The sequence below is a fragment of the Sphingopyxis sp. OAS728 genome, from assembly GCF_014873485.1.
In the GTDB taxonomy this organism is placed as follows: domain Bacteria; phylum Pseudomonadota; class Alphaproteobacteria; order Sphingomonadales; family Sphingomonadaceae; genus Sphingopyxis.
The window spans coordinates 795,217-819,600 of sequence record NZ_JADBDT010000001.1 but is presented as its reverse complement, the minus strand read 5'-3'; the positions used below and the strand labels follow the sequence as shown (position 1 = coordinate 819,600).

Here is a 24,384-nt window from a genome sequence, read left to right as displayed (position 1 = left end):
AATGGTGGACGCACTAGGGCTCGAACCTAGGACCCGCTGATTAAGAGTCAGCTGCTCTACCAACTGAGCTATGCGTCCACTGCCATTTCAGGCCTGCTTGGCTGCGAAGAGTTGCCCTCTTTGCTGCGAAGCGAGCGGCCCGCTATCATGGCTCTGGGGGGATGGCAATGCCCCCGATGTCTTTTTGCCAAGTTTTTTTCAATGAAAGCGGCGCGTGCCCGTTTTGCTGTCGTTTTCGATCGCGAGCATGATGCCGACGCAGGTCATGATCGTGAGCATCGACGAGCCGCCATAGGAAAAGAGCGGCAGCGGAATGCCGACGACTGGGGCGAGGCCCATCACCATCATCAGGTTGATCGCGATGTAGAAGAAGATCGTCATCGTGAGGCCGGCGGCGGTCAGCTGTCCGAAGCGCGTGCGGGCCTTCAATGCGACGCGCGTCGACCAGCGGAGCAGGAGGAAAAAGCCGAAGAGCAACGCGAGCCCGCCGATCAGCCCCCATTCCTCGGCCATCGTCGCGAAGATGAAGTCGGTATGCCCTTCGGGGAGATAGTCGAGGTGGCTTTGCGATCCGTTGAGGAAGCCCTTGCCGCCGATTCCGCCCGATCCGATCGCGATCTTCGACTGGCTGATATGATAGCCCGCGCCCAAGGGGTCGCTCTCGGGGTCGAGGAAGATCAGCACGCGCTTTTGCTGGTAATCGTGGAGGAAAGAAAAGAGCACGGGGAGCGCAGCGAGCCCGGCGGCCGCCGTGCTGCCGAACCACCAGAAGGGCAGGCCGGCGCAGAACATCACGACGACGCCGCCGATGCAGATGGCGAGCGCCGTGCCGAGGTCGGGTTGCAGCATGACGAGCGCGGCGGGGAGTCCGATCATCACCAGCGCGGGCCATAGCGCGGTGAATGTCCGCGTATTGCCGGGTGGAAGCTGTGTATAGAAGCGCGCGAGTGCGACGACGATCGCGACCTTCATCAACTCCGACGGCTGCAGGTTCATAAAGCCGAGGTTGAGCCATCGTTGGCTACCCCCGCCGACAAAGCCCAACAGCTCCACCGCGATCAGCAAGACCAGCACGCCGATATAGGCGATATACGCGAAATCCTCGAAGATACGGATCGGGAAGCGGCCGATTACCAGCGCGACGCTCAGGAAGACGAGAAAGCGGACGCCCTGATTGAGCGCCCACGGCGTCCAGCTGCCGCCCGCGGCAGAGTAAAGGACAAGCAGGCCGAAACCGGTAATGCCGCCAAGGATTGCGATCAGCTTCCACGGAATGCGCTGGATGGCTGGTGGGACGGGGATCATTGCGGCAACTCCGGATCGGGCTTCGATGCACCCGCTTTCCAGGCCGCATAGTCGCGGTCCATGCGTTCCTTGATCGTGCCGCCCCAGCCGGCCTCGAAGGTTTCGAGCGCCTCCATCGCCTTTTCGCGGTCGAACAGAAAGGTCATGAAGTCCTTGGCCACCGGCGCCGCTGCGCGGCTGCCGCCCATGCCATGCTCGATTACGACCGCAGTGGCATAGCGCGGATTATCGACCGGCGCGAAACCGACGAACAGGCCATGGTCGCGGAATTTCCATGTCCCGGCCTTGCCATTGCCGGTGTTGAGCCCGCGCACCTGCGCGGTGCCGGTCTTGCCCGCCATCGCGATGCCGTCGAGGGGCAGTTTGCTGCGCCCTGCGGTTCCGCCCGGCCCATTGACGACAAGGTCCATGCCGTGGCGCGCGGTCGCAAGCGCTTCGGCCGAGAAGGGCAGGGCCTCGTTCTTGAAGTGCCGGTTGACGAGGCGCGGATAGAGGCGGCGGCCCGAGGCGATGCGCGCCGTCATCACGGCGAGCTGGAGCGGGTTCACGCTGACATAGCCTTGGCCGATCACCGCGTTGAGCGAGTCCGAGGCCGACCATGGCTGGTCGTATTTCTTCATCTTCCACGCGCTGTCGGGTATGGTGCCGAACCGCTGATTGCTGCCCGCGAGCTGGAACTCTTCGCCAAGACCCATCAGCTTCGCGGTCGGCGCGATGGCATCATAGCCGAGCCGGTGCGCGACCCAGTAGAAATAGCTGTTGCAGCTTTTCATGATCGCGGTGGCCATGTCGACGCTGCCGTGCCGGCCGAGGCAGCGGAAGAAGCGGCTGCCGAGCCGGTAACCGCCGATGCAGGTGTGGCGTTCGCTCGGGTCGATGCCATGTTCGATCGCGGCGATCGCCGCCATCGGCTTCAGCGTTGAGCCCGGCGGGTAAAGGCCGCGCGTCGCTTTGTTGATCAGCGGCTGGTGATCGTCGGCGCGCAGCCAGGCATATTCGCTGCTGCTGATCCCGTCCGAAAAGCTGTTCGGATCGAAGCTTGGCATCGAGACGAAGGAGAGGATGTCGCCGTTCTGGCAGTCGATCACGACCGCCGCGCCGGACTCGCGCCCCATGCGCCGCGCGACAAATTCCTGCAGGTCGGCGTCGATCGTCAGATGGACGGTCTTGCCCTGCACATCGGCTTGCGTCGAAAGGTCGCGGACGACCTTGCCGCGCGCGGTCACCTCGACGCGCCGCGCGCCGGGCTGGCCCTTCAGCATGTCCTGGAAATATTTCTCCAGCCCGTCCTTGCCGATTTTGTACCCCGGCGTGATGTAGAGCGGGTCCTTGACCTTCTGATATTCCTCCGCATTCGGCGCGCCGACGTAGCCGATCAGATGGCCGACCGCCGCACCGGTCGGATAATTGCGGGCAAAGCCGCGCTGCGGCGCGATGCCGGGCAATTCGGGCAGGCGGACGAGGATCGAGCTATACTCGGCCTCGGTCATGTCTTCCTTGATCGCGACCGGCTGGAATCCCGACGCTGCCTTGAGGTCGCGGTTGATGCGTTCCATCGTGTCGCCGTCGAGCCGCAACAAGGTCTGGAGCTGCCCCAGCACCATTTCCTTGTTGTGGAGGCGGTCGGGAATGATGTCGATGCGCAGGGATACACGGTTGTTCGCGAGCGCCTTGCCGCTGCGATCGACGATCCAGCCACGGCGCGGCGGGATGAGCGTCAGATTGACGCGGTTGCTTTCCGATTCAAGGACATAGCGGTCATTGTCGATGACCGAGATATAGGCCATTCGTGCCGCGAGCGCGACGCCGACCGCCGCCTGCGCCCCGCCGACGACGAGCGCGCGGCGGGTGAAGGTAAGGCCCCTCCAGGCTTCGGTAATCGGCGGACTCTTCTTCTTCGGCATCGGGGGATTAGAACCAGTCTATCGGCGTTTCAGGCGGAAATTGTCAAACTTGCCGGTCAGGCGCATGAACAGCGGGACGAGCAGCGCCGAGATGATGATCTGCGGCACCACGAGGCCGAGGACGCGGCCCGTCGCGGCATGCGGATGGGTAATCAGCGCGGCGAGCGACTGGATGATCGCAACCGATGCCGCGGCAATGGCCCAGTCGTGGAAGAAGCCGCGCCAATAGATGCGCTGCGACGAATAGGCGATCGCGATGCTGGCGACGGTCCACAGCCCCATCGCCGTGCCGATCGGCGCCCCGCTGAACAAATCGTCCCACAGCCCGAGCGGCAGTCCGATCCACACCGGCCACATTTCGGAGCGAAGCAACTGCCAGCACAGGAAAAGCAGCAGCCCGAGCGGCGGCAGCACCGGCGAGTTGGCGATCAGCGGCAGCATCAACGGCAGCGCCGAGGCGAACATCACGCTCGCGATCGGAACGATGCGCATCCGCCACAGCGATGCCGGTTCGCCGAGGCGCGGGCCCTTCTGGTTCATGGCGCGCCGGTGGGGGCGGGCGGGGTGGCCGAGGGTGTCGCGGGGCCGGGGAGGCCCTGCGCTTCGATATTGTCGGGGGTATAGGGACGCAGCACCGATACCGCATCGACCTTGCCGGGGTCGGCGAGCGGGCGGGCGAGCGCGCCGTCGTCCTGACGCCGCACGACGATCGCGACCGGGATGTTGGGCGGATAGAGCCCGCCGGTGCCCGAGGTGACAAGGATATCGCCCGGCTTGAACGGATTGTTCGCGATGTTGAGCGTGCGCACGTCGAGGTCGCCGTTGCCGCGGCCGCTGGCGAGCGCGGGCAGGCCGTCGCGCGCGCGCCGGACGGGAACGATATTGTCGACGTCGGTCAGCAGTAGCACCTGCGACACCGAGGGCCCGGCGCCGAGCACGCGGCCGATCAGCCCGTCGGCGCCGCGCACCGGTTGGCCCGCGGCGACGCCGAGGTTGCGCCCGATGCTGAGCAGCGCGATGCGCTTGCTGCTCGTCGAGGTCGAGGTCAGCAGATAGCCGTTGGCGAGCGCGGTCTTGTCGGTTTCCTGCAGCTTGAGCAGCGCCTTCAATTGGCGATTCTCTTCCTGCAGCGAGCTCGTCGCGACAAGCTCGCGGCGTGTGTCGGCCAGTTCCTTGCGCAGCCGCCGGTTCTGGGTGCCCGCGCTGACATAGGCGCCGACGGTATCGTCGATGCCCGAAATCGACCCGATGATCGACCGCGATCCCCGCGCGATGGGCGCGGTGATTTCCTGGCTCGCCACACGCAATTGGGCGAAGCCGATGGGATCAACGACCGAAAGGATCGCCAGCAACAGCCCGGCCACCGCGCCGGTCACCGCAATGACATAGGCGACGAACAGGCTGTACTGAGCCTTTCGGGATTGCCCCGGACGTCGATGTGCCGGGCGGACCATAGTGAAGCGCTACCGTCCGATCAGGCTTGCTGGAGTACGCCGCGGAAAGCGGGGTCTTCCATCGCGCGGCCGGTGCCGATCGCGACGCAGGTCAGCGGGTCTTCGGCCACCGTGACCGGCAGGCCGGTCGCGTCGCGGAGCAGTTCGTCGAGCTCGGCGATCAGCGCGCCGCCGCCGGTGAGCACGATGCCCTGGTCGACGATGTCGGCCGCGAGTTCGGGCGCGGTGTTTTCGAGCGCGATGCGCACGCCTTCGACGATCGTGCCGATCGGTTCGGACAAAGCTTCGGCGATCTGCGCCTGGTTGATCGAGATTTCCTTGGGCACGCCGTTGACAAGGTCGCGGCCCTTGATGTGGATGGTCAGGCCAACACCGTCCGAGGGAATGCGCGCGATCCCGAAATCCTTCTTGATCCGCTCGGCGGTGGCTTCGCCGATCAGCAGATTATGGTGTCGGCGGACATAGGAGACGATTGCTTCGTCCATCTTGTCGCCGCCGGCGCGGACCGAGGTGGTGTAGGCGAGGCCGCGGAGCGAAAGCACCGCGACTTCGGTCGTGCCGCCGCCGATGTCGACGACCATCGAACCGATCGGTTCGGTGACGGGCATGTCGGCGCCGATCGCGGCCGCCATCGGTTCCTCGATCAGCCACACTTCGCTGGCGCCGGCGTTCGATGCGGCGTCGCGGATCGCGCGGCGTTCGACGCTCGTCGAGCCCGAGGGGACGCAGATCACGATTTCGGGGCTGCGGAACGCGTTGGGCTTGCCGCCGTGCACCTTGGTGATGAAGTGCTTGATCATCTGTTCGGCGACGTCGATGTCGGCGATGACGCCGTCACGCAGCGGGCGGATCGCCTCGATGCTGTCGGGGGTCTTGCCCATCATCAGCTTCGCGTCGTCGCCGACCGCCTTCACCCGCTTGATCCCGTTCAGCGTCTCGACCGCAACGACCGAGGGTTCGTTCAGGACGATGCCCTTGCCGCGCACATAGACCACCGTGTTTGCGGTGCCGAGGTCGATAGCCATGTCTTGGGAGTTGAATTTAAGCCAGCGAGAAAAGAAGGACATCGATACTGCTTCCTGTCATGAAGCCGCGCCCGTGACGGACACGCCCCTACCGTGATTTTACGCGTGCGCCCGGCCGGCGACAGCTACAATCAGGGGGAGATTCCGGCTCTTCCTTTTGGGGTGGCTGGACAAAATGATCAGGGCTGTGCGGATGGGTCGCGATTTGCGTTCGACTGCGCTAGGAGAGCGGCCATGTCAATACGTCGCCTGCCCGAAAAGCTCGTAAATCGGATCGCAGCCGGTGAAGTGGTTGAAAGACCTGCCGCGGCGCTCAAGGAACTGGTTGAAAATGCCATCGACGCCGGTTCGACTCGCATTTCGGTGCGAATCGCCGAGGGCGGGATTTCGCGGCTCGAGGTCGAGGATGACGGCTGCGGAATGACCGCCGCCGACATGGCTCTCGCGCTCGAGCGCCATGCGACGTCGAAGCTGCCGACCGATGCCATCGAAGACGTCACGACGATGGGCTTTCGCGGCGAGGCGCTGCCCTCGATCGCGAGTGTCGCGCGGCTGACGCTCGAAAGTCGCGTTGCCGACGGCGATGGCTGGAAGCGCGTGGTCGACAACGGCGCGGTCGTCGCCGAAGGGCCGGCGGCGCTGGCCAAAGGGACACGCGTGATGGTCGAAGACCTGTTCGCGCGCGTCCCTGCGCGGCGCAAATTCCTGCGCAGCGGCCGCAGCGAATATGCGGCGTGCCTCGATGTCGTGCGGCGGCTCGCGATGGCACGGCCCGATATCGGCTTCACCGTCGAGCACGACGGGCGCCGCGTGCTCGATGTGCAGGGCGGGCAGGACCAGCTTTCGCGCGTCGCGGCGCTGACGCAGCGCGATCTCGCCGCAAACAGCATCGGCGTCGATATCGATCGCGGCGAGGTGCATCTGGGCGGCGTCATCAGCCTGCCGACCTACAATCGCGGGATCGCCGACCATCAATATCTGTTCGTCAACGGCCGCCCGGTACAGGACCGGCTGCTCGTCGGCGCGCTGCGCGGTGCCTATGCCGACCTGCTCGCGCGCGATCGCCATCCGGTCGTCGCGCTGTTCCTCGACGTGCCGACGAGCGAGGTCGACGTGAACGTCCATCCCGCGAAGACCGAGGTGCGTTTCCGCGATCCGCAGCTCATCCGCGGCATGATTGTTGGGGGGCTCCGCCGCGCGCTCGACGAACATGGGTTCCGAAGCGTCCAGCGCCCCGCCGAGGCGGCGCTGGCGGCGTGGCAGCAGGAACCCGTCGCTCCGCAACCTCCGGCGCCGACTTTGTTTGCCGCGCACTATCCCTATCCCCATGCTCCGGCGACGCATCTCTTCGGCGCCGAGGGCGATGCCGCGACAACGGCGTTGCTGCACGACCGCATCGTCGATTTCACGCCGCCGCGCGATGCGCTCCCGATGGGCCGCGCCGAGCCTGCGACCGCGCCGGTGCCCGAGGCCGAGGCGCACCCGTTGGGGATCGCGCGCGGGCAGATCGCGAAAACCTATATCGTCGCCGAGGCCGAAGACGGCCTCGTCATCGTCGACCAGCATGCCGCGCACGAGCGGCTCGTGCTCGAACAACTCCGCCGCGGCATGGGCGGGCAAGCGGTGCCGTCGCAGGGCCTGCTGCTTCCCGAGGTCGTCGAAATCGACGAGCCCGCGTGCGACCGCCTCGAGGCGGCCGCGCCGCAGTTGGCGGCGCTGGGCGTCGAGATCGAACGTTTCGGCCCCGCCGCGGTGATGGTTCGCGCAACCCCCGCGATGCTGGGGGCGATCAACTGCCAGAAGCTCGTTACCGACATCGCCGACGATCTTGCGGGTTACGACGCCGCTTTGGGGCTCAGCGAGAAGCTCGAACTGGTCGCCGCGACGATGGCGTGCCATGGATCGGTGCGGGCAGGGCGTACGCTCAGTGTCGCCGAAATGAATGCGCTCTTGCGTACGATGGAGGTCACGCCGCATTCGGGGCAGTGCAATCACGGCCGCCCGACGTGGGTGAAACTCGCGATGGACGATGTCGAGAAATTGTTCGGGAGGAAATAGGATGAAGGTTCGGATCATCGCGATTTCGCTGGCTGCTATTCTGCCCGCGACGGTCGTTGCGGCGCCGGCCGAGAAGCCCGCGACCGCCTGTCCTGCAACGCCCGTATTGCCGCCCGAACTCGCCGATTGGTCGCGCGATGCGTCGAGCAAGACGATTTATGCCTATGGCGACGACCTCGGCGCCGACTGGTCGGCGTTGGGAGCGGCGCGGACGGCGCTGCCGCTGCACAAGTTCGAAAGCCTGCGCTATGGCGTCGCCCCCGAACGCAAGCCCGACGTCCATAAATTCGGCGGCATGATCCCGATCGAGGTGAAGAAGGCGGGGCGGCTCATCGTCGCACTCGACGCCGGCGCGTGGATCGATCTTGTACGCGACGGCGCGGCGGTGAAATCGGTCACCCACGGCCACGGGCCCGCCTGCTCTGGCATCCGCAAGATGGTCGAATTCGACGTGACGCAGGGGCGCTACCAGCTCCAGATCGTCAATGCGCCGACCGCGTCGATCCACGCGATGGCGGTGCTGCGCGACTGATCAGCGCAGGCGCCTGGCGAGTTCGCCGGTCGCGTCGCTCGGCAGCGGCGCAACGCCGATCAGCCGCATCAGCAGTGGGTAGACCTCGATATTGTCGACGATCCCAATATTGCCTTTGAGGCCGGTGCCGCTCGCCACGAACAGCGCGAGCATTTCGGGATCCTGATTGTCATAGCCGTGCGCACCGCCCTTGACGGGCCATGTCGGGGTGCCCGCGATGATCGACCAGCCGGGCTCGGCGATACAGATAATCGCGGCAACACGCGGGTTTTGGCCGTAGTGCAGCCGCTTCGGCAGCTCCTCGCGGCGGTTGCAAATCATATGATCGTGCGGTTTCAGCAGCGCCTTATACACCCGGTCGTCGGTGCCCGCGGCGGGTTCGATCGCGGCATAGGGGCCGGTTTCGACCGCGACGATGCTCGGCAGGTCGATCAGGTCGGCGAGCTGGATGACGCGGCTTTCGTCGATCGCGCGCATGCCATGATCGGCGACGACGATCATCCGCGCCGGCTGCCCCATCGCGGCCAACCCCGAAACAAGCTCGCCGACCCGTGCATCGACAGCGGTGATCGCGGCGTTGACCTCGGCACTGTCGGGGCCGAATTTATGGCCCGCATCGTCGACCGCCTCGAAATAGAGCGTCACGAAAGCTGGGCGAATATCGGCGGGGCGGCGCATCCAGTCGAGGACGGTATTCACGCGCTGCGCATAGCTGATGTCGGCATCGTAACGCAGCCAGTCGGGCGGCCGGCTGTCGTGGATCGCGACCTCGCTCCCGGGCCAGAACATCGTCGCGCTGCGCACGCCCGCCTTGCCCGCGGTGATCCATGCGGGTTCGGCCTGATCCCACCAGAAGGGATCGAGCGACTGTTTGGGATCGCCAAGGCTGAAGCGCACGTCGGGGCGACGCGGATCGATCATATTGTTGCCGACGATCCCGTTCGTATCGGGGCGCTTGCCGGTGACGATCGCATAATGGTTGGGGAAGGTCTTGGTCGGGAAGGACGGGCGCAGCTTGCCGTGCGCGCCCTCTGCCGCGAGCCGCGACAGGTTCGGCGTGATGCCGCGATCAAGATAATCGGCACGAAAACCGTCGATCGAGATCAGGATCGTGACGGGCTTGCGCGCGTCTCCCTCCTGCGCGTGGGCGGCGAGGGGAAGGAGGAAGGCGAGGATCAGCGAGAGGAAACGGGTCATGCGGGGTCCGCTATGGGCCTTATGTGACCGTCCGGCGACAGCTCACGCCATCTTGATCCCGGCGACGTCGCGCTCGACGACGCCCGTCGCGCGCTTCGACAGCGTGTTCACCGGCGTCGTCACCTTGTCGACGACCATGAAGTGCGTCTGCCATGCATCGCGATTGACCTCGCACACGACATAACCGCGCTGGTCGTTCGCGAATTTGAGTTCGGGATTCTGGCTCAGGAACACGTCGGTGCCGTTGCGCTTGTCGCTGCCATCGCCGCCCGACGAGATCGAGGTTGCGACGAACTCGGCGCCGACAACCTTGTCCCTGAGGACGAGGTCGCCGCAGAAATTCTGATGCTCGTCGCCGGTCAGCACGATATTGTTCTTGAGCCCCGCCATGCGCGACAGGATGCGCTCGCGCGGCGCCTCGTAACCCGCCCAGCTGTCGAGGTTGACGATCTTCTTGGGCTCGTCGGCTTTCCGCCGCCGGTCGAGCGACATCATCGTGATCTGCTGCGCAAAGGCGTTCCACGTCGCGCCGCCCTTCGCGAGGTTGCGGCCGAGCCATTCTTCCTGCGCCTTGCCGAGCACCTGCGCATTCTTGTCGTACACGCCGGGGCAGGCGGGTTTGAAACCGTCGTCGCACGGCTGGTCGTCGCGATATTGCCGCGTGTCGAGCAACTGCATCGCCATCAGGTCGCCGTATCGGAATTCGCGGTTCATCGCGACCATGCCGCCACGCGGCAGCAGCGCCTTGCGCACCGGCATATGCTCATACCACGCCTGCATCGCTGCCTGCTTCTTCAGCATGAAGACTTCGGGCGATGCGGCTTCGGGATCGTTGACGTCGAGCCCGAGCTTCCAATTGTCGATATCCGAGACCCAGTCGTTGCGGATCTCGTGATCGTCGAAGCTCGAGAGGAAAGCATGGGTACAGCGCGCCGCCTGCAAATCGATATCGCCGAGCTGCTGCGCATAGGCATTGCGGAAATCGGTGACGTCGACGAGCGCGCGGAAGGCGTGCTTGCGCACCGGGCGCGTCGGCAGCCCGGTGTTGAACAGATATTCCTCGCTATATTCGTAGATGAAGTCGCCATAATGATAGACGAAGGCGAGGTCTTCGCGCGCGAGGTGGCGATAGGCGCCAAAGAAACCCGCCTCGAAATGCTGGCATCCCGCGACGCCGAATTTCAGCGCATCGGCCTTGGCGCCCGGGGCAGGCAGGGTACGCGCGCGGCCGCGCAGGCTGCGCTCACCGCCGGCGGTGAAGCGGTAATAATAGGGGCGGTCGGGCTGGAGACCCGCGACCTCGACATGGACGCTGTGCGCAAGTTCGGGGCGCGCTAGTTCGGTGCCCTTGGCGACGACGTCGCGAAAGCCGCTGTCGCTTGCGACCTCCCAGTCGACGGGGAAATTCGCCAGCGGCATCCCGCCGTGGCGCTCCATCGGTTCGGGCGCAAGGCGCGTCCAGATGACGAAGCCGTCGCTCGCGGGATCGCCCGCCGCGACACCGAGGCTGAACGGAAATTCGCGAAAGATGCCGCCCTCGGCACGCAGGATCGCAGGGGCGGCTAGACCGGCGAGGGTGGCCCCGGCGAGGAAGTGGCGGCGATTGAACATGGCTGGGCTCCGTGGGGGCGAATCACCGCCTCTGATAGCCCAGCCATAGGTTTCATCAATGACGGATAAGAGCTGCCGTTACAGCCACATCGACGCCATCCACAGCGCCATCGCGACCATCATCACATTCTCGGTCAGCGAGACGAAGCCCAGCGGCACCTTGCTGCTGCCACCGACGCACGCGCATTTGATGTCGTGCTTGTCGACATAGACCGCCTTGAACACCGAGACCGCGCCGATGCCACCGATGAAAAGCGCAAGCGGGATCGACAGCCAGGGCAGCGCATGCGCGGTCATCAGCACGCCCGCGAGCCCCTCGGCAAAGGGGTAGATGCTCGCATAGGGCACCCAGCGTTTGGCGAGCAGGTCGTAATTCAGGAACATCGTCGCGAATTTGTCGACATCCTGCAGTTTCAGCAGCGCGAGGACGATCATGCTGAACGAGATGAACCATTCGGCGGCGCGCAGGGTGAAGGCATTGCCTTCGACCGCAAAGCTCGCGGCGAGCGCCATCAGCGCGGTCATCGCGAAGAGTGCGATCACAGGCGTGTAGCTCGTTGCATCGGGATCGGCGACCTTCAGCCCGAAATGGCGACGGAGGTCGTCATGGCCACCGATGCGCACGCCGTCGATGAAGGTCTGCGGTGTCGTTTTGACACCATGTTCGGCTTTGAACGCATCGGTTTCTTCGCGCGTCGTCAGCCAGCGGTCGTCGACCGTGAAGCCGCGGCTTTCGAGCAGATGTTTTGCCTTGAGGCCATAGGGGCAGGTGTGCCCCGGCATGACCATGCGATGGAGGGTTGCTTGGCGTTTCATGCACCCCATATGGCATCCGTACCATAGTACGGAGTCAAGCGATGCAGCTCACGATCGGAAAATTGGCGCGGGCAGGCGATGTCGGGGTCGAGACGATCCGCTATTACCAGCGCCGCGGCCTGCTCGACACACCCGCGCGCAGCGGCGGCGACGGCTGGGGCGGCGGCATCCGCCGCTATGGCGAGGATGACCTGCGGCGCTTGAAGTTCATCCGATCGGCGCAGGCATCGGGCTTCACGCTCGACGAGATTTCCGAACTGCTCGCGCTCGAGGCGAGCGACGACCGCGTCCGCGTGCGCACGCTGGCGCGCCAACGGATCGAAGTTCTCGACGAAAAAATCGCGCAGATGACCCAAACGCGCGCCGCGCTCGCGCGCCTCGCCGACCAATGCGCGGCGAGCGACAAGGGGCCGTGCCCCATATTGGCGGCATTCGAACCGAACTGACCCCTCCCGCGAGCGGGAGGGCAGATACTAGCTGTGCAGGAAGTGCATCACGTCGCCGTCGTGGACGACATAGGCCTTGCCTTCGGCGCGCAGCTTCCCCGCCTCGCGCGCCTTCGCTTCGCCGCCCAGCGTGACATAATCGTCGTAGGCGATGGTTTCGGCGCGGATGAAGCCCTTCTGGAAATCGCTGTGGATCTCGCCCGCGGCTTCGGGGGCGGTGGCGCCCGTGTGAACGGTCCAGGCGCGCGCTTCCTGCGGGCCGACGGTGAAGAAGGTGATCAGGTGGAGCAGCTCGTAACCGGCGCGGATGACGCGAGCGAGCCCGGTTTCGTGGAGGCCCATCTCTTCGAGGAACTCGAGCCGGTCGGCCATGTCCATCGTCACCAGCTCGCTTTCGATCGCGGCCGAGACAACGACGGCCTGCGCGCCCTCGGCGGCGGCCTTGGCGAAGACCTTTTCGGAGAAAGCGTTGCCATTGGCGGCGCTGCCTTCGTCGACGTTGCAGACGTAGAGGACGGGCTTCGAGGTCAAAAGCTGCGCGGTGCGCAGCACACGGGCTTCCTCGTCGTCCTTCGGTTCGACGAGCCGCGCGGGCTTGCCTTCGCGGAGCAGGTCGAGCGCCTGCCCGAGCACCGAGGCGGCGATCTTCGCTTCCTTGTCGCCCTGCGCCGCCTTCTTCGCAAAGGCAGGGACGCGCTTTTCGAGGCTTTCGAGGTCGGAGAGCAACAGCTCGGTCTCGACCGTCTCGGCATCGGCGACCGGATCGACCTTGTTCTCGACATGCTGGATGTCGTCATCCTCGAAGCAGCGCAGCACATGGACGATCGCGTCGACTTCGCGGATATTGCCGAGGAACTGGTTGCCGAGACCTTCGCCCTTCGACGCGCCGCGCACGAGTCCGGCGATGTCGACGAAGGCGAGCTGCGTCGCGATGATCTTTTTGCTGCTGGCGATGGCGGCGAGCTTTTCGAGCCGCGCGTCGGGCACCGCGACGTTGCCGATATTCGGCTCGATCGTGCAGAAAGGATAGTTTGCCGCCTGCGCCGCCGCGGTCTCGGTCAGCGCGTTGAAGAGGGTGGACTTGCCGACGTTGGGCAGGCCGACGATGCCGCATTTGAAACCCATAAAAACTCCGTGAGGTTCGGCGCGCGATTGAGTGGGCGCCGCTGTTGCAGCGCCCCTAGCGCCAAGTTGCGCCGGATGCCAGCCTTTGCCGTTGCGCGCGGTTCAGACTTGCGGCTTTATCGCACCGGCCATGACAAAGCCCCGCTTCCTTCTTGCCGCCGGCGTCTTGCTCACCATCGGCGCGACTGCCGCGATTGCGGCGCCGAGCCGTTTCGAGCAAGGGGTCTTCACCGAACTCAATCGCTTCCGCAGCGATCCGGCGGCCTATGCCGAATATCTGCGCGACTATCGCCCGCGCTTCGAGGGCAAGCTCCTCGTCAGCGACGACGATAGCGAGATCGACATCATGACGCGCGAGGGCGTCGCCGCGGTCGACGAGGCGATCCGCGACCTCCGCCGCGAAAAGCCGCTTACCGAACTCGAATGGAGCGACCCGCTGGCCCGCGCCGCCGCCGACCATGTCGCGGTCCAGTCGCGATCGGGTGCGGTCGGCCATTACACGAAGGGCAGCGGCCCCGGCGAACGAATGAAGGCGCGCGGTGGTGGGCCCTATGTGAACGAGGTCATCACCTATGGCCACCACACCCCCGAAGGCGTGGTCGACCAGCTGCTGATCGACGACGGCGTCCCCGACCGCGGACATCGCCATAGCCTGCTGCGCCCGACGCACCGTTATGCCGGAATCGCATGCGGCCGGCATCCGGTGCACAGAACGATGTGCGTGACGCTGATGTCGGAGACCCGCGACGGTTCGCCGCCACCGCCGCCACGGAGAAAAGCGCCCTGACCGCAAGAGCTTGCATGGTGTATTGCCATAGTATAGCAGTTGCCATATCTTGCATCGGGAGATGGTAATGCGTGCTGCGAAACTCGGTTGGCTGTTACCCTTGCTGATGGCGACGCCCGCTGCCGCCAAATCGCTGCCGGGCGAGGCGGCGATCGCCAAAACCGCAAAGCAGGCAATGAGCGCGACCGGCGCGCGCGGTCTGGCAATCGCGACGATCGACAAGGGTAAGGTCGTCTCGGTGCAGGCGTTCGGCGAGCGCAATGCCAAGGGCGATCCGCTGACGCCGCAGACGATCATGTATGGCGCGTCGCTGACCAAGGCGGTGTTCGCCTATACCGTGCTGCGGCTGGTCGACGAGGGCAAGGTCGATCTCGACAAGCCGATCGCGGCGATGCTCGCGAAGCCGCTGCCCGACTATGGCAATCTCGACGCCTATGGCAATTGGGGCGATCTGGCCGGTGACGAGCGTTGGCGGACGATCACCCCGCGTATGGTGCTGAACCACAGCACCGGCTTTGCGAATTTCGCTTTTCTCGAACCCGACGAAAAGCTGCGCATCCATTTCGATCCGGGCAGCCGTTACGGCTATTCGGGCGAGGGGATCAGCCTGCTTCAATTTGCTATCGATGAGGGGCTCGGTCTTGACGCCGGCAAGGAAATCCAGCGGCTCGTTTTCGATCCGCTGAAAATGCCGAATTCCAGCCTGATCTGGCGCCCCGATTTTGCGGCCAATCTGGCCGACGGCTGGGAAATCGACGGCAAGGCAGTGCCGCACGACGAGCGGAGCCGCGTGCGCGCGGCGGGGTCGATGGATACGACGATCACCGATCTCGCCAATTTCGCAGCAGCTCTCGTTTCAGGGGAGGGGCTGTCGAAGGCCGCGCGCGCCGAACTGCTGCGGCCGGGCCTTGCCATCCGGTCGCGCTCGCAATTTCCAACGCTGCAGGACGACGCGCCGGTGGCCGCGCAGTCGCCCGGTATTGCTGCGAGCGTTGGGTTGATCACCTTCACCGGGCCGCAGGGCGCCGCATTCTTCCGCGGCGGGCATAATGATTCGACCGGCAATACGCTCGTCTGCCTCGAAAAGGGCGAGCGCTGCGTTCTGATCATGTCGAACGATGTCCGCGCCGAGGCGGCGTTCCCGATGATCGTGCGCGACATCCTCGGCGAGACCGGTACGCCGTGGCGCTGGATTTTCGGCGATATGAAATTCGTGTGACGCCGCCGCCCGCTTCCCAATGAAAGCGGGCGGCGCGCGGCCTGTCAGTTCCCGACGGGCTGATTGTCGGTGCGGCGGACGACGATGGTCGACGAACGCGGCTGCTGCCCCGCGACCGGCCAGTTGCCGGTCGGGTGCTGGATGTTGACGAAGAAGGTGCGAAGGTCGGGCGTATAGGCGAGGCCCGTGATCTCGCAGCCCAGCGGGCCGACGAGGAAACGCTTCGACTGCTTCGACACCTGGTCGATGTAGAACATCGCATTATGACCAAAGGCCTGGTCGATCGTCCGGCCCGCGACGCCCGAGTTGCCGGGAACGCTATGGTCGGTCTGGACCCACATGCGGCCCTGCGGGTCGATGCGCAGCCCGTCGGGGCTCGAGAAGGTGTCGCCGACGATATTGCCGACGAGGTTGCTGCCGCCCGATGCCAGCGACGGGTCGCCGGCGGTCAGGAAGATTTCCCAGGTGAACGTTGTCGCCAGCGGCGAATCGCCTTGCTCGCGGAACTTCAGGATATGGCCGTGCAGGTTGGTGACGCGCGGGTTTGCCGCATCGACGACGCGGCGACCGCTGTTGTTCGTCAGCGTGCAGAACACGGCCTTGTTGTCGGGCGCGACGGTCAGCCATTCGGGGCGGTCCATCACGGTGCCGCCGGCGACGCGCGCCGCCGACTGGCAGTTGATCAGCACATCGGCCTGGTTGTTGAAGTTGACGATCGTGGGGGTCGGCGGCGTCGTGCTCTGGCTGACGTTGCCGGGGTCCGACGCGCCCGCAGTCAGGCCGTTCTGCCCAACGACCAGTGCGCGCCATTCGCCCGTGCCGTCGGCGTTGAAGCGCGCGACATAAAGCGTGCCATTGTCGAGCAGGTCGGTGTTCGCCGCGCGGTTCGTCGTGCTGTACGCCTGATTGGGGATGAATTTGTAGATACAGCCCGGCGTGTTGTCGTCGCCCATATAGAATGCGACGCGGTTGGCGCTGTTCGTCATATAGGCGACGTTTTCATGGTTGAAGCGGCCCATCGCGGTGCGTTTGGTCGGCACCGCCAGTTCGCGCCGCGGGTCGATCTCGACCACCCAGCCATAGTCATTGTCGGGCTGCGACAGGTCGAGATAATTGTTCATCGTCTCTTCGCAGGTCAGATAGGTATCCCACGGCGTGCGGCCGCTCGAACAATTGTTCAGCATGCCCTTGATAGTGCCCGTGGTCCGGCTGGCGGCGGGGCCGCTGGCGCGATAGCTGGTATTGCCGGTGTAGCGGCGATTGAAGGTCGATCCGGCCTGAACCGACCATTTGCCGTCGCTGCCCTTTGAAATCTCGACGACGCTGATGCCGACTGCCGACAGGGCAAGCGCCTTTTGGTCGGCGGTTGCGGTCGCTTCATTATAGGTGCCGGCCATCAGGATGTTGAAATCGGGCAGCTCATGGTTGAGCGCCAGCAGGCCGCGATTGTTGGCGTCGACGCCCGGAAATGCGAAATATTCCATGCCGTCGTGATTGCCGCCGGCCCATTTCTCGGCGACCGCGGGGGTCGGGAAGCTGCCGCTATACGGCGCGCCCGCTTCGACCGAATCGCCGGCTTTTAGGAGAACGTCGACGGTGTAGCCCGCGGGAACGGTGACCGCGTCATTTTGGTTCGCGGCGACCGCTGCAAAGCTGACCGCGAAGCTCGGCGCGGGTGTCGGGGTGGGGGTCGGCGTCGGGGTGGGGTTTGGCGGGAGTGTGACACTCGGGTCGCCGCTCGTATCGTCGCACGCAGCAAGGGCCATGACGGGGAGCACGGACAGGCCGAACAGGCCGTTTCTGAGCAGCGTGCGGCGCGTCGGATTTTGGGCGACAATCGCCTCCAGGCTGTCGGGCCCGGGAAGCCCGTCGGCCTCGCGGCGAAAGGGCGCGCGGGCTTCATCGGTAAGATAGGACAATGCAGTTCCCCTGTTTTCGGTTGAGCCCCGGACTCGCTGTCCGGGTGAGGTCGCGCACCGATTGCAGAGGGAGGTGTCAGCTACATGGCTTCACCAAGTCGGGAGCATATGATTCCTATGACGCTTCCGTGACATGGCGAACGGTCAGTCGTGCACGGCCTTGATCAGTGGGCCGAGCGGCGATCCGCCCAGCCATGCAAGCTGCACCTCCGCCGCGACCTTGTTGATCGCCTCCTGCGGCTTGTTGCCGGGGTGCACCGCGCGGCGGAGCGGCCGCGACCCTGCGGGCATCGCCATGATGTCGGCAATCGCGCGCGGCACGTCGGCAGGGTCGGCGCTGCGGCCTGTGCCGTCTTCGGTGCCCATGCCCTTGGTAAAGGGTTCGTAGGCGGCGAGCAGCGCGGCGTCGCTGCGCCCTTTCAATGCGCCGGTATAGACATTGCGATTCTGCCACACGCGCGTCGGATAGCCGCCGGGCTGGATGATCGTCACCTCGATCCCGTGCGGAACCAGCTCATAGGCGAGCTGTTCGGACAGCGCTTCGACCGCGAACTTCGTCGCCGAATAATGACCGCCGCCGGGCACGATAACGCGGCCGAGTTGCGACGAGATGTTGAAGATCTGCCCGCGCTTCGCCGCACGCATCTGCGGTAGCAACGCGCGAAGCATGCGCTGGATGCCCAGCACATTGGTTTCGAAGATCAGCCGCGTCGCTTCCATGTCCTGCACCTCGACCGGGCCGGTGATGCCGATGCCGGCATTGTTGACCAGCGTGTCGATACGCCCATTTGCGAGTTGCAGAGCCTTGGCGGTTCCCGCTGCAACCGAGCTGTCATCGGTCACGTCGATCTCGACGATGTGCAGGTCGAGCTTGTCCTTCGCGGCCTCGGCGGCAAGCGTTTCGGCTTCGGGGCGCGGAACACCCCGCATTGTCGCGATGACCTTCGCGCCGAGCCGGGCATAGTGGAGCGCACCCACGCGGCCGAAACCGCTCGATGCGCCGGTAATCAGCACGGTGCGGCCCTTCAGCGATGGAGCCTCCGGCGTGGCGGCGTGAAGCAGGCCGGGGGCTGCCGCGGTGAGGGCGGCGGCGCCAGCGATAAGCTCGCGGCGGCTCGGGCTATGGCGATCGGGCATGAGACGGCTCCTTTCGGACCCATCATGCCTTACTTCGGTCGCCCCGCCAAATTGACGTTTGAATGTCTGTTTTGGGGTGGGGAGCTGACGTTCAATTTTCGCCGAAGCGATCATTTCTTATCGCCGAGGTTTTGTCCCTCAAAAGTTGATAACGGCGTTCGAGGTCAATCATATGCGCCACTTCCAAGGGGCGCTCGCAATCGAACTCTTTGAGGATCGCAACCATAGTAGCAAAGTCACCGTCGCGACGCGCTTGCGACCATTCGTCAATCCGATCTGAATCCAGAATGCGGCCCCAAACACCTTCGTCATCTTGAGCGTTGGAATCCCAGTTTGCGTGGATGAGGGGGCGTTCCCAATGAGTATCGCGGCGCCACGCGTTTGAGATTCGTCCATCTTTCGTCCAAAACTCAAGCACGCGCATTTCAAGTGATGTCATGCAATAACCCCCGCTGCAGCGCGCGCCCATTTCGGCGCACGCAAATGGTGGGTCACCCACATTAAGACGGTTTTCGAAAGAGATTACGTCCCGAAGGGAAGCGAAGGATGGAGGTTGCGAGCCAATCGCAACGTCATAGCGAGTTCGACATTCCCGGCATTCAGTGTGAACCAACGCAATTTCAAATGATCCGACCATAGCTGGATCGAACGCGCTATAGCGAGGCACACCGTTGAACCACCAAGTGGGGCGGCCTGAAATCTGTGCGATTATGTCATCGTATCGAAAATGCATTCATTACTGATGCTCTTTCGGGGTTAGTATCCCGTGAATGCTAACGTCCACTATCGGTCGCTTCCGGTCATTGAGCGAATGGCCACAAAAGGGGGGGGCGGACGTTAAACTTCATCGCATACAACCGGATTATTCGTGCGCAAGGAAGTGGTTGATCCAAAGCTTGTGGCGTCCGTTGATCAGCACGTCGCAGAAGGAGAATGATTGCAATGCGCTGGCGCAGCTTATTGAATCTTCTAGCACTTGCCGTGATCCTCCCGGTCCTTTCGCTTCGCTATATCGGCACCGGTTCCGCTTATCGTTTTCGCATGAATGTGGAAGTCGATACGCCGTCCGGACCCTGGGCCGGCACGTCGGTGTACGAAGTGCGCGCGCGTTACCGGCTCGGAATAAATCCCGAAGGAAGGTATCATTCATGGGATGTACGCGGTGAAGCACTGATGGTCGATTTGCCGAACGGCGTGACGCTCTTTGCTCTCCTGAGGACCGGAAATATTCATGGCGACCTTGCGGGAATGTCGATGCTGGCACTCGATCCAGCTTTTCGGAACGATGTCGTCGAGAGCGCCCGAAGAATTGCCCGCCGAAAGAATGTTCTGGAGTCGGCTGAAATTGCTCCGGCCGAATATCCGATCATCGCGGTCTTTGGCGATACGGCGGATCCGAGCTCGATCCGGCGCGTGCTGCCTGTCGATTTCTCCGCGGCACTCGGTCCCGGGCACGCGGTTAAAAGCGTCGCAATCCATTTGACGAGGGACCGTGTGAGGAAAGGCATCGGCACGCGACTGCCGTGGCTGAACAATTTTCAGAAAATCAGCCGAAAACTTCGTTTCCGGGCCGAGGGCATACCGCTCGGCGATTTCAAACGACTCTTCTCGACGGAGATTCGGTAAAGGCGGCCGCCACGCACTTCAGAGAAGCCCACGCCTGCCGTTCGATCAATCCTTGCTTCCAAGTGGTGAGCCACCGCTGGTAGCGCATGGGCGGTGTGCTCATCACGTAGCGAGCAGGAACGTCTGCAATCGGTCGAAAGCGGCCGGCGTCGCCTCAACCCTGCAGGCGCAGCGCGAGGTCGCTCTGGAATCGCACATCGTCACCGTCGGCAAGCCATGTCGCTTCGGCCGCGATCGCGCCCAAAAGGTCGATCAGCGGTTCCATTTCACTCTTGTGATAATTGCCGAGGACGTGGCCGGTGACGCGGTCCTTGTGGCCGGGATGGCCGATGCCGATGCGTACGCGGCGGAAATCTTCGCCGATATGCTGGATCATCGACCGGATGCCATTGTGGCCGGCTGCACCGCCGCCTTGCTTGACCTTGACCTTCATCGGGGCAAGGTCGAGCTCGTCGTAGAAGGCGGTGACGTCCTGCGCGGTCAATTTGTAGAAATCGAGCGCGGCGCGTACGCTGCGGCCGCTTTCGTTCATGAAGGTGCCGGGTTTGAGCAGCAGGATGCGCTGCGATCCAATACGGCCTTCCTGGATCCAGCCCTGGAATTTCTTCGCGGGGGCAGGGAAGCCATAGAGATCGGCGATGACGTCGGCGGCCATGAAGCCGACATTGTGACGGTGCATCGCATATTTGGGCCCGGGATTGCCGAGGCCGACCCAGAGTTGCATGGAAGTGCCTTTCCCGGGGTCTGGTGGACACGCCCCTCCCGTTCGGGGAGGGGCGCTCCGAAATGCTTAGGCTTCGTCGCCGCCTTCGGCAGCTTCGCCTTCGTCCTTCGTCGTGTCGCCGTCGCTCGACTTGAGCGCCGACGGGGCGACGATGGTGGCGATGGTGAAGTCGCGATCGGTGATCGCGCTTGCGACGCCCTTGGGCAGGGTGACGTTGCTGATGTGGATCGAATCGCCGACATCAAAGCCGGTGACGTCGATCGCGATCTCGTCGGGGATCTTGTCCGCGTCGCAGACGAGTTCCAGCTCGTGACGAACGATGTTCAGCACGCCGCCACGCTTCAGGCCCGGCGAGGCGTCTTCGTTCGCGAACACGACCGGAACCGCGACCTGAACCGTCGCATCCTTCGAAATGCGCAGGAAGTCGGCGTGGATCGGACGATCCTTGACCGGGTGGAAAGCGACGTCCTTCGGCAGGGTCCGCACCTGCTTGCCACCGACTTCGATCATCACGACCGAGTTCATGAAGTGACCCGTCATCAGCTGCTTCATCAGCAGCTTTTCTTCGACGTGGATCATCAGGGGTTCTTCTTTGCCGCCATAGACAACGGCGGGGACGCGGCCATTACGACGCAGTTCACGCGAGGCTCCCTTGCCTCCGCGATCACGCGTCTCGGCCGACAGCACCAGCTGGTCGCTCATCATTTTTCTCCGAAACAGATTTCACAGTCCGCCACGCCTCCAGGGATGACCATGGACGGAAGCGGCGGCGCTTAGCGGGGAAGTGGCCGAAATGCAAGCGCCGCCGCGCTTATTGTACGCGGCGGACCTTGAGCCCCTCGGCTTCGAGCATCGCCGGCACGCCGTCGGGCCCGACCAGATGGCCGGCGCCGACCGCCATCAGCACCGTACCCGGTTGCTCCAGCCGCTTTTGCACCCATGCGCTCCAGCGCCTGTTGCGGTCGGTGATGATGGCCTTTCGTGCCGCGGGCACAGCGTCGACATCCTCGTTGATGACCTTTTCCAGCGCCGCGACGTCGCCGCGGCCCCACGCGGCAGTCAGCGCGCCGACCTCCTTCACGGCATCGGCGGAATTTTCGGCCGCGCGGGTCAGGAGTGTGCGCTGCGTCGCCGGATCGAGCGTTTCGAAGAACATCAGTTGTTCGCGCGCGGTCTCGAGACCGCGGATCGGCTTTCCGGCGTCCGCGAACCGCTGTGTCAGGCGCGTTTCGACACCGCCCGACGAATCCAGCGCCGCATTTTGCGCGACGCGCTGGCCCATCAGCACCATCACCGCCCAATCGTCGAGCGCGTCGCCGCCGAAATCGCCGCCGCTGGCCTCGAGCGCCCGATAGCCCGCGAGGGCGGGAGGCGGCAGCCGCTTCTCCATCGCGAGTGGCGCGGTCCGCGGCGCGAGCGCTTGGAAGACGCTGCCTGCCTCCGCCAGCTCCTCGGGCGACAATTCCATCACCAACTCGTCGGCGGACCCCACCGCCTCGGCGACCTTGCCGCCGTCCCAGTCGGTGCCGCGCGGCAGCGCATGCATCGCGCCCAGCATATAGATTTGCGTATCATCGTCGGCGACCAGCCACATCGCCGGCTTCGCCTGCCGTGCGGGCTCGGCAGTGCCACATGCGGCGAGCAGGCACGGCAAAAGGGCCGCCGCAAGGCGGCGACCCAAATGGCCGGAAGGGCGGGGCGCCCCGGTCAATATTTGACCCGTTTGGCGACGATGCCGCGTGCCTTCAGATAATCCTGCACGCTTTTTTCGCCTGCCAGATGGCCCGCGCCGACCGCAACGAACACCGTGCCGGGCTGGTCCATCCGTGCCTTCAATTGATCGGCCCAGCGGGCATTGCGATCCCAAAGCAGCACCTTCCCGAGTTCGGGCGTCTCGGCCAGGCTTTCGTTCATCGTTACGGCCAGCGCGTCGGGATCGCCCTTCGCCCACTGCGCGACCATCTTGTCGAGTTGCGGCCCCAGCTTGTCGAGATCCCTGACCACCGAATTCAGGAAACCGATCTGCTGGTTTTCGGGAAGCGTATCGAAATAGCCGAGCTGCTGGCCCAGCGTTTCGAGACCGGCAACCGGCTTCCCCGCCTTTTTGGCCGAGCTTGTCAGCAGTTTTTCGACGCCCTGTTCGGGATCGTAACCCAATTTGGTAAGCGGCAGCACCGACAGGGTCATGGCGGGAAACCACGGCTCGAACATATCGAACTGCGCCGGCGCGATGCCAAGGCTCGCCAGCGCGGCCTGATAGGCCTTGAGCTGCTCGGGATCGAGGCGTGACGAGAGCGTCTTGCCGCTCTGGTCCATCGCCAGCGGCATCATTTCCTTCGCCATCGCCGCCTGATCTTCGGGCATCACCATTTCGAGCATCAGCTCGTCGGACTTGTCGAACGCCGTCTTCACCGCCTCGTCGAACCAGCCGAGGCCGGGTTTCAGCACATGGACGGTGCCGAAGAGATAGATCGTCGTGTCCTTGTCCTTGACGACCCACAGCGCGGGGTCGGCGTCGGTCGTGGCGGGGGGCGCAGCGGCGGCAGGCTCGGCCGCGTGGACGGCGGGAAGCGCCGCAGTCGCCGAGAAGGCCACGATCGAGCAGGTGGTGGCAAGCTTCTTGAACCAGGTTTTCATCGGGAAATCACTTTCGTTACGGGCGCTTATGGCCGGATCGAACGGGGAAGGGGAGCGGAAAATACTCAGCGGTATTTGAGCCACAGCCAGACGATGGCGTTGACCGCGAGCGCGCCGAGGAACAGCAGCATGACATCGGGCGCGGGGGCAAGGCTGGCGCGGTGGAGCACCCACCAGGTCGGCGCCGCGAGCGTCAGCGTGTACCAGGCCGCGGTGCCCGCCCACAGATAGGCGCGCTCCTCATGATCGTCGACCGAGCGATGATAGAGGATCAGCGAGATGGCCATGCCGACGACCCACACCATCGACGCGCCGATCGCGAAATTGGCAGGCAAGGCGGAGTTGCTGAGCAATGCGAGGCCGATCGCCGGACCGTCGCTCTGCGCCATCTGCATCCACGCGCCCAATACGCCGCCGAACGCACCTGCCAAGCCGAGCGCAATCCAGTAACGTTTGCGGCGCGGCGACATCGGACGTTTCATATTCCGGGTCTCAGTCATTGCTATTTCCTTCGTGGCCGTCGTCGAAAATCTCTTCGATCGGCATTTCGAACAGCCGTGCGAGCTTGAAGGCGAGCGGTAGCGAGGGGTCGTATTTCCCCGTTTCGATCGCATTCACCGCCTGCCGTGAGACATCGAGCCGGTCGGCAAGTTCCGCCTGGCTCCAGTTCCGCATCGCGCGCAGCACTTTCAATTTATTGTTCATCGGCGCCTCGCCAGCATTTCCATCCGAAGGATCACGGCCTTCCCCATAGCGCACCGAAATGTCGGGGAAGGGAATTTTTGTCCGCGCCTTCGGGATGGTCGGGATTGGGGGCAGGACGGGACAGTCCTTCGCGAGGCAAGAGACTGGAGCGCCGTCA

General features: G+C 64.3%; 24 protein-coding genes and 1 tRNA gene. 6 read left to right on the top strand and 19 right to left on the bottom strand.

What is annotated here, in order from left to right; genetic code table 11:
* Positions 1–2: 2 nt before the first annotated feature.
* The 6 genes from GGC65_RS03945 to GGC65_RS03920 form a co-directional block, all read right to left on the bottom strand.
* Positions 3–78: transfer RNA gene (locus GGC65_RS03945), tRNA-Lys, on the bottom strand.
* Positions 79–198: 120 nt separating this feature from the next.
* Positions 199–1,305 carry a rod shape-determining protein RodA gene (gene rodA / locus GGC65_RS03940; RefSeq protein ID WP_192645973.1) on the bottom strand — a complete coding sequence of 369 codons (1,107 nt, stop codon included), beginning with the start codon at positions 1,303–1,305 and terminating at the stop codon, positions 199–201.
* Positions 1,302–3,209 carry a penicillin-binding protein 2 gene (gene mrdA / locus GGC65_RS03935; RefSeq protein WP_192645972.1) on the bottom strand — a complete coding sequence of 636 codons (1,908 nt, stop codon included), beginning with the start codon at positions 3,207–3,209 and terminating at the stop codon, positions 1,302–1,304. The genes rodA and mrdA overlap by 4 nt, the downstream gene beginning before the upstream one ends.
* Before the next feature lie 18 nt (positions 3,210–3,227).
* Positions 3,228–3,749, bottom strand: a complete 522-nt coding sequence (locus GGC65_RS03930) for a rod shape-determining protein MreD (RefSeq protein ID WP_192645971.1) — start codon at positions 3,747–3,749, stop codon at positions 3,228–3,230.
* Entirely contained in the window at positions 3,746–4,663 is a 918-nt protein-coding gene (mreC, locus tag GGC65_RS03925) for a rod shape-determining protein MreC (protein ID WP_192645970.1), read from the bottom strand. Before mreC ends, GGC65_RS03930 begins: the two co-directional genes overlap by 4 nt.
* Positions 4,664–4,683: 20 nt before the next feature.
* On the bottom strand, positions 4,684–5,730 hold the full coding sequence (locus GGC65_RS03920) for a rod shape-determining protein (RefSeq protein WP_192645969.1): 1,047 nt from the start codon (positions 5,728–5,730) through the stop codon (positions 4,684–4,686).
* 192 nt (positions 5,731–5,922) lie between these two features.
* Between GGC65_RS03920 and mutL the strand changes: the two genes are divergently transcribed.
* On the top strand, positions 5,923–7,746 hold the full coding sequence (gene mutL / locus GGC65_RS03915; RefSeq protein WP_192645968.1) for a DNA mismatch repair endonuclease MutL: 1,824 nt from the start codon (positions 5,923–5,925) through the stop codon (positions 7,744–7,746).
* Between the two features lies 1 nt (position 7,747).
* Entirely contained in the window at positions 7,748–8,278 is a 531-nt protein-coding gene (locus tag GGC65_RS03910; protein ID WP_192645967.1) for a hypothetical protein, read from the top strand.
* On the opposite strand, the gene GGC65_RS03905 is transcribed toward GGC65_RS03910, so the two are convergent.
* The 3 genes from GGC65_RS03905 to GGC65_RS03895 form a co-directional block, all read right to left on the bottom strand.
* The gene (locus GGC65_RS03905; protein WP_192645966.1) at positions 8,279–9,475 is read right to left on the bottom strand and encodes an alkaline phosphatase family protein; all 1,197 of its coding nucleotides are present in this window, start codon (positions 9,473–9,475) and stop codon (positions 8,279–8,281) included.
* A 42-nt stretch (positions 9,476–9,517) separates the two neighbouring features.
* Positions 9,518–11,086 carry an alkaline phosphatase D family protein gene (locus GGC65_RS03900; RefSeq protein ID WP_192645965.1) on the bottom strand — a complete coding sequence of 523 codons (1,569 nt, stop codon included), beginning with the start codon at positions 11,084–11,086 and terminating at the stop codon, positions 9,518–9,520.
* 78 nt (positions 11,087–11,164) lie between these two features.
* Complete coding sequence (locus tag GGC65_RS03895; protein ID WP_318780114.1) at positions 11,165–11,902, bottom strand: glutaredoxin family protein; 738 nt, start codon at positions 11,900–11,902, stop codon at positions 11,165–11,167.
* A gap of 41 nt (positions 11,903–11,943) precedes the next feature.
* Between GGC65_RS03895 and GGC65_RS03890 the strand changes: the two genes are divergently transcribed.
* Positions 11,944–12,348, top strand: coding sequence for a MerR family transcriptional regulator (locus GGC65_RS03890; protein ID WP_192645964.1), 405 nt, complete (start codon positions 11,944–11,946; stop codon positions 12,346–12,348).
* A 27-nt stretch (positions 12,349–12,375) separates the two neighbouring features.
* Here the strand turns inward: GGC65_RS03890 and ychF are convergent, their stop codons facing one another.
* A complete protein-coding gene (gene ychF / locus GGC65_RS03885) occupies positions 12,376–13,473 on the bottom strand; it encodes a redox-regulated ATPase YchF (protein WP_192645963.1) in 1,098 nt (365 codons plus the stop codon).
* Between the two features lie 130 nt (positions 13,474–13,603).
* On the opposite strand from ychF, the gene GGC65_RS03880 reads away from it, so the two are divergent.
* Together GGC65_RS03880 and GGC65_RS03875 are read left to right on the top strand one after the other, a co-directional pair.
* Entirely contained in the window at positions 13,604–14,260 is a 657-nt protein-coding gene (locus GGC65_RS03880) for a CAP domain-containing protein (RefSeq protein WP_192645962.1), read from the top strand.
* A 67-nt stretch (positions 14,261–14,327) separates the two neighbouring features.
* Positions 14,328–15,479, top strand: coding sequence for a serine hydrolase domain-containing protein (locus GGC65_RS03875; RefSeq protein ID WP_192645961.1), 1,152 nt, complete (start codon positions 14,328–14,330; stop codon positions 15,477–15,479).
* Positions 15,480–15,523: 44 nt separating this feature from the next.
* Here the strand turns inward: GGC65_RS03875 and GGC65_RS03870 are convergent, their stop codons facing one another.
* The 3 genes from GGC65_RS03870 to GGC65_RS03860 all read right to left on the bottom strand — a co-directional run bounded on the left by GGC65_RS03870 (position 15,524) and on the right by GGC65_RS03860 (position 18,974).
* Complete coding sequence (locus GGC65_RS03870; RefSeq protein WP_192645960.1) at positions 15,524–17,398, bottom strand: PhoX family protein; 1,875 nt, start codon at positions 17,396–17,398, stop codon at positions 15,524–15,526.
* 144 nt (positions 17,399–17,542) lie between these two features.
* Positions 17,543–18,535, bottom strand: coding sequence for an SDR family oxidoreductase (locus GGC65_RS03865; RefSeq protein ID WP_192645959.1), 993 nt, complete (start codon positions 18,533–18,535; stop codon positions 17,543–17,545).
* Positions 18,536–18,626: 91 nt separating this feature from the next.
* On the bottom strand, positions 18,627–18,974 hold the full coding sequence (locus tag GGC65_RS03860) for a hypothetical protein (RefSeq protein ID WP_192645958.1): 348 nt from the start codon (positions 18,972–18,974) through the stop codon (positions 18,627–18,629).
* Between the two features lie 503 nt (positions 18,975–19,477).
* On the opposite strand from GGC65_RS03860, the gene GGC65_RS03855 reads away from it, so the two are divergent.
* Entirely contained in the window at positions 19,478–20,161 is a 684-nt protein-coding gene (locus GGC65_RS03855) for a hypothetical protein (RefSeq protein WP_192645957.1), read from the top strand.
* Positions 20,162–20,315: 154 nt separating this feature from the next.
* Here the strand turns inward: GGC65_RS03855 and pth are convergent, their stop codons facing one another.
* From pth to GGC65_RS03825, 6 genes are all read right to left on the bottom strand, one after another.
* A complete protein-coding gene (pth, locus tag GGC65_RS03850; protein ID WP_192645956.1) occupies positions 20,316–20,885 on the bottom strand; it encodes an aminoacyl-tRNA hydrolase in 570 nt (189 codons plus the stop codon).
* Positions 20,886–20,951: 66 nt separating this feature from the next.
* Positions 20,952–21,587 carry a 50S ribosomal protein L25/general stress protein Ctc gene (locus tag GGC65_RS03845; protein WP_192645955.1) on the bottom strand — a complete coding sequence of 212 codons (636 nt, stop codon included), beginning with the start codon at positions 21,585–21,587 and terminating at the stop codon, positions 20,952–20,954.
* 109 nt (positions 21,588–21,696) lie between these two features.
* A complete protein-coding gene (locus GGC65_RS03840; protein ID WP_225940664.1) occupies positions 21,697–22,566 on the bottom strand; it encodes a TraB/GumN family protein in 870 nt (289 codons plus the stop codon).
* A gap of 26 nt (positions 22,567–22,592) precedes the next feature.
* Positions 22,593–23,522, bottom strand: a complete 930-nt coding sequence (locus GGC65_RS03835; protein ID WP_192645954.1) for a TraB/GumN family protein — start codon at positions 23,520–23,522, stop codon at positions 22,593–22,595.
* A 65-nt stretch (positions 23,523–23,587) separates the two neighbouring features.
* Entirely contained in the window at positions 23,588–24,022 is a 435-nt protein-coding gene (locus GGC65_RS03830) for a hypothetical protein (RefSeq protein ID WP_192645953.1), read from the bottom strand.
* Positions 24,015–24,227: a helix-turn-helix transcriptional regulator gene (locus GGC65_RS03825; protein WP_192645952.1), complete on the bottom strand. Its 213-nt coding sequence runs from the start codon at positions 24,225–24,227 to the stop codon at positions 24,015–24,017. The genes GGC65_RS03830 and GGC65_RS03825 overlap by 8 nt, the downstream gene beginning before the upstream one ends.
* Between the last annotated feature and the right edge of the window lie 157 nt (positions 24,228–24,384).

Bases quoted from the DNA above. Each gene is read 5' to 3' on its own strand.
- rodA (WP_192645973.1), bottom strand. From the start codon at position 1,305: ATGATCCCCGTCCCACCAGCCATCCAGCGCATTCCGTGGAAGCTGATC.
- mrdA (WP_192645972.1), bottom strand. From the start codon at position 3,209: ATGCCGAAGAAGAAGAGTCCGCCGATTACCGAAGCCTGGAGGGGCCTT.
- GGC65_RS03930 (WP_192645971.1), bottom strand. From the start codon at position 3,749: ATGAACCAGAAGGGCCCGCGCCTCGGCGAACCGGCATCGCTGTGGCGG.
- mreC (WP_192645970.1), bottom strand. From the start codon at position 4,663: ATGGTCCGCCCGGCACATCGACGTCCGGGGCAATCCCGAAAGGCTCAG.
- GGC65_RS03920 (WP_192645969.1), bottom strand. From the start codon at position 5,730: ATGTCCTTCTTTTCTCGCTGGCTTAAATTCAACTCCCAAGACATGGCT.
- mutL (WP_192645968.1), top strand. From the start codon at position 5,923: ATGTCAATACGTCGCCTGCCCGAAAAGCTCGTAAATCGGATCGCAGCC.
- GGC65_RS03910 (WP_192645967.1), top strand. From the start codon at position 7,748: ATGAAGGTTCGGATCATCGCGATTTCGCTGGCTGCTATTCTGCCCGCG.
- GGC65_RS03905 (WP_192645966.1), bottom strand. From the start codon at position 9,475: ATGACCCGTTTCCTCTCGCTGATCCTCGCCTTCCTCCTTCCCCTCGCC.
- GGC65_RS03900 (WP_192645965.1), bottom strand. From the start codon at position 11,086: ATGTTCAATCGCCGCCACTTCCTCGCCGGGGCCACCCTCGCCGGTCTA.
- GGC65_RS03895 (WP_318780114.1), bottom strand. From the start codon at position 11,902: ATGAAACGCCAAGCAACCCTCCATCGCATGGTCATGCCGGGGCACACC.
- GGC65_RS03890 (WP_192645964.1), top strand. From the start codon at position 11,944: ATGCAGCTCACGATCGGAAAATTGGCGCGGGCAGGCGATGTCGGGGTC.
- ychF (WP_192645963.1), bottom strand. From the start codon at position 13,473: ATGGGTTTCAAATGCGGCATCGTCGGCCTGCCCAACGTCGGCAAGTCC.
- GGC65_RS03880 (WP_192645962.1), top strand. From the start codon at position 13,604: ATGACAAAGCCCCGCTTCCTTCTTGCCGCCGGCGTCTTGCTCACCATC.
- GGC65_RS03875 (WP_192645961.1), top strand. From the start codon at position 14,328: ATGCGTGCTGCGAAACTCGGTTGGCTGTTACCCTTGCTGATGGCGACG.
- GGC65_RS03865 (WP_192645959.1), bottom strand. From the start codon at position 18,535: ATGCCCGATCGCCATAGCCCGAGCCGCCGCGAGCTTATCGCTGGCGCC.
- GGC65_RS03860 (WP_192645958.1), bottom strand. From the start codon at position 18,974: ATGACATCACTTGAAATGCGCGTGCTTGAGTTTTGGACGAAAGATGGA.
- GGC65_RS03855 (WP_192645957.1), top strand. From the start codon at position 19,478: ATGCGCTGGCGCAGCTTATTGAATCTTCTAGCACTTGCCGTGATCCTC.
- pth (WP_192645956.1), bottom strand. From the start codon at position 20,885: ATGCAACTCTGGGTCGGCCTCGGCAATCCCGGGCCCAAATATGCGATG.
- GGC65_RS03845 (WP_192645955.1), bottom strand. From the start codon at position 21,587: ATGAGCGACCAGCTGGTGCTGTCGGCCGAGACGCGTGATCGCGGAGGC.
- GGC65_RS03835 (WP_192645954.1), bottom strand. From the start codon at position 23,522: ATGAAAACCTGGTTCAAGAAGCTTGCCACCACCTGCTCGATCGTGGCC.
- GGC65_RS03830 (WP_192645953.1), bottom strand. From the start codon at position 24,022: ATGACTGAGACCCGGAATATGAAACGTCCGATGTCGCCGCGCCGCAAA.
- GGC65_RS03825 (WP_192645952.1), bottom strand. From the start codon at position 24,227: ATGAACAATAAATTGAAAGTGCTGCGCGCGATGCGGAACTGGAGCCAG.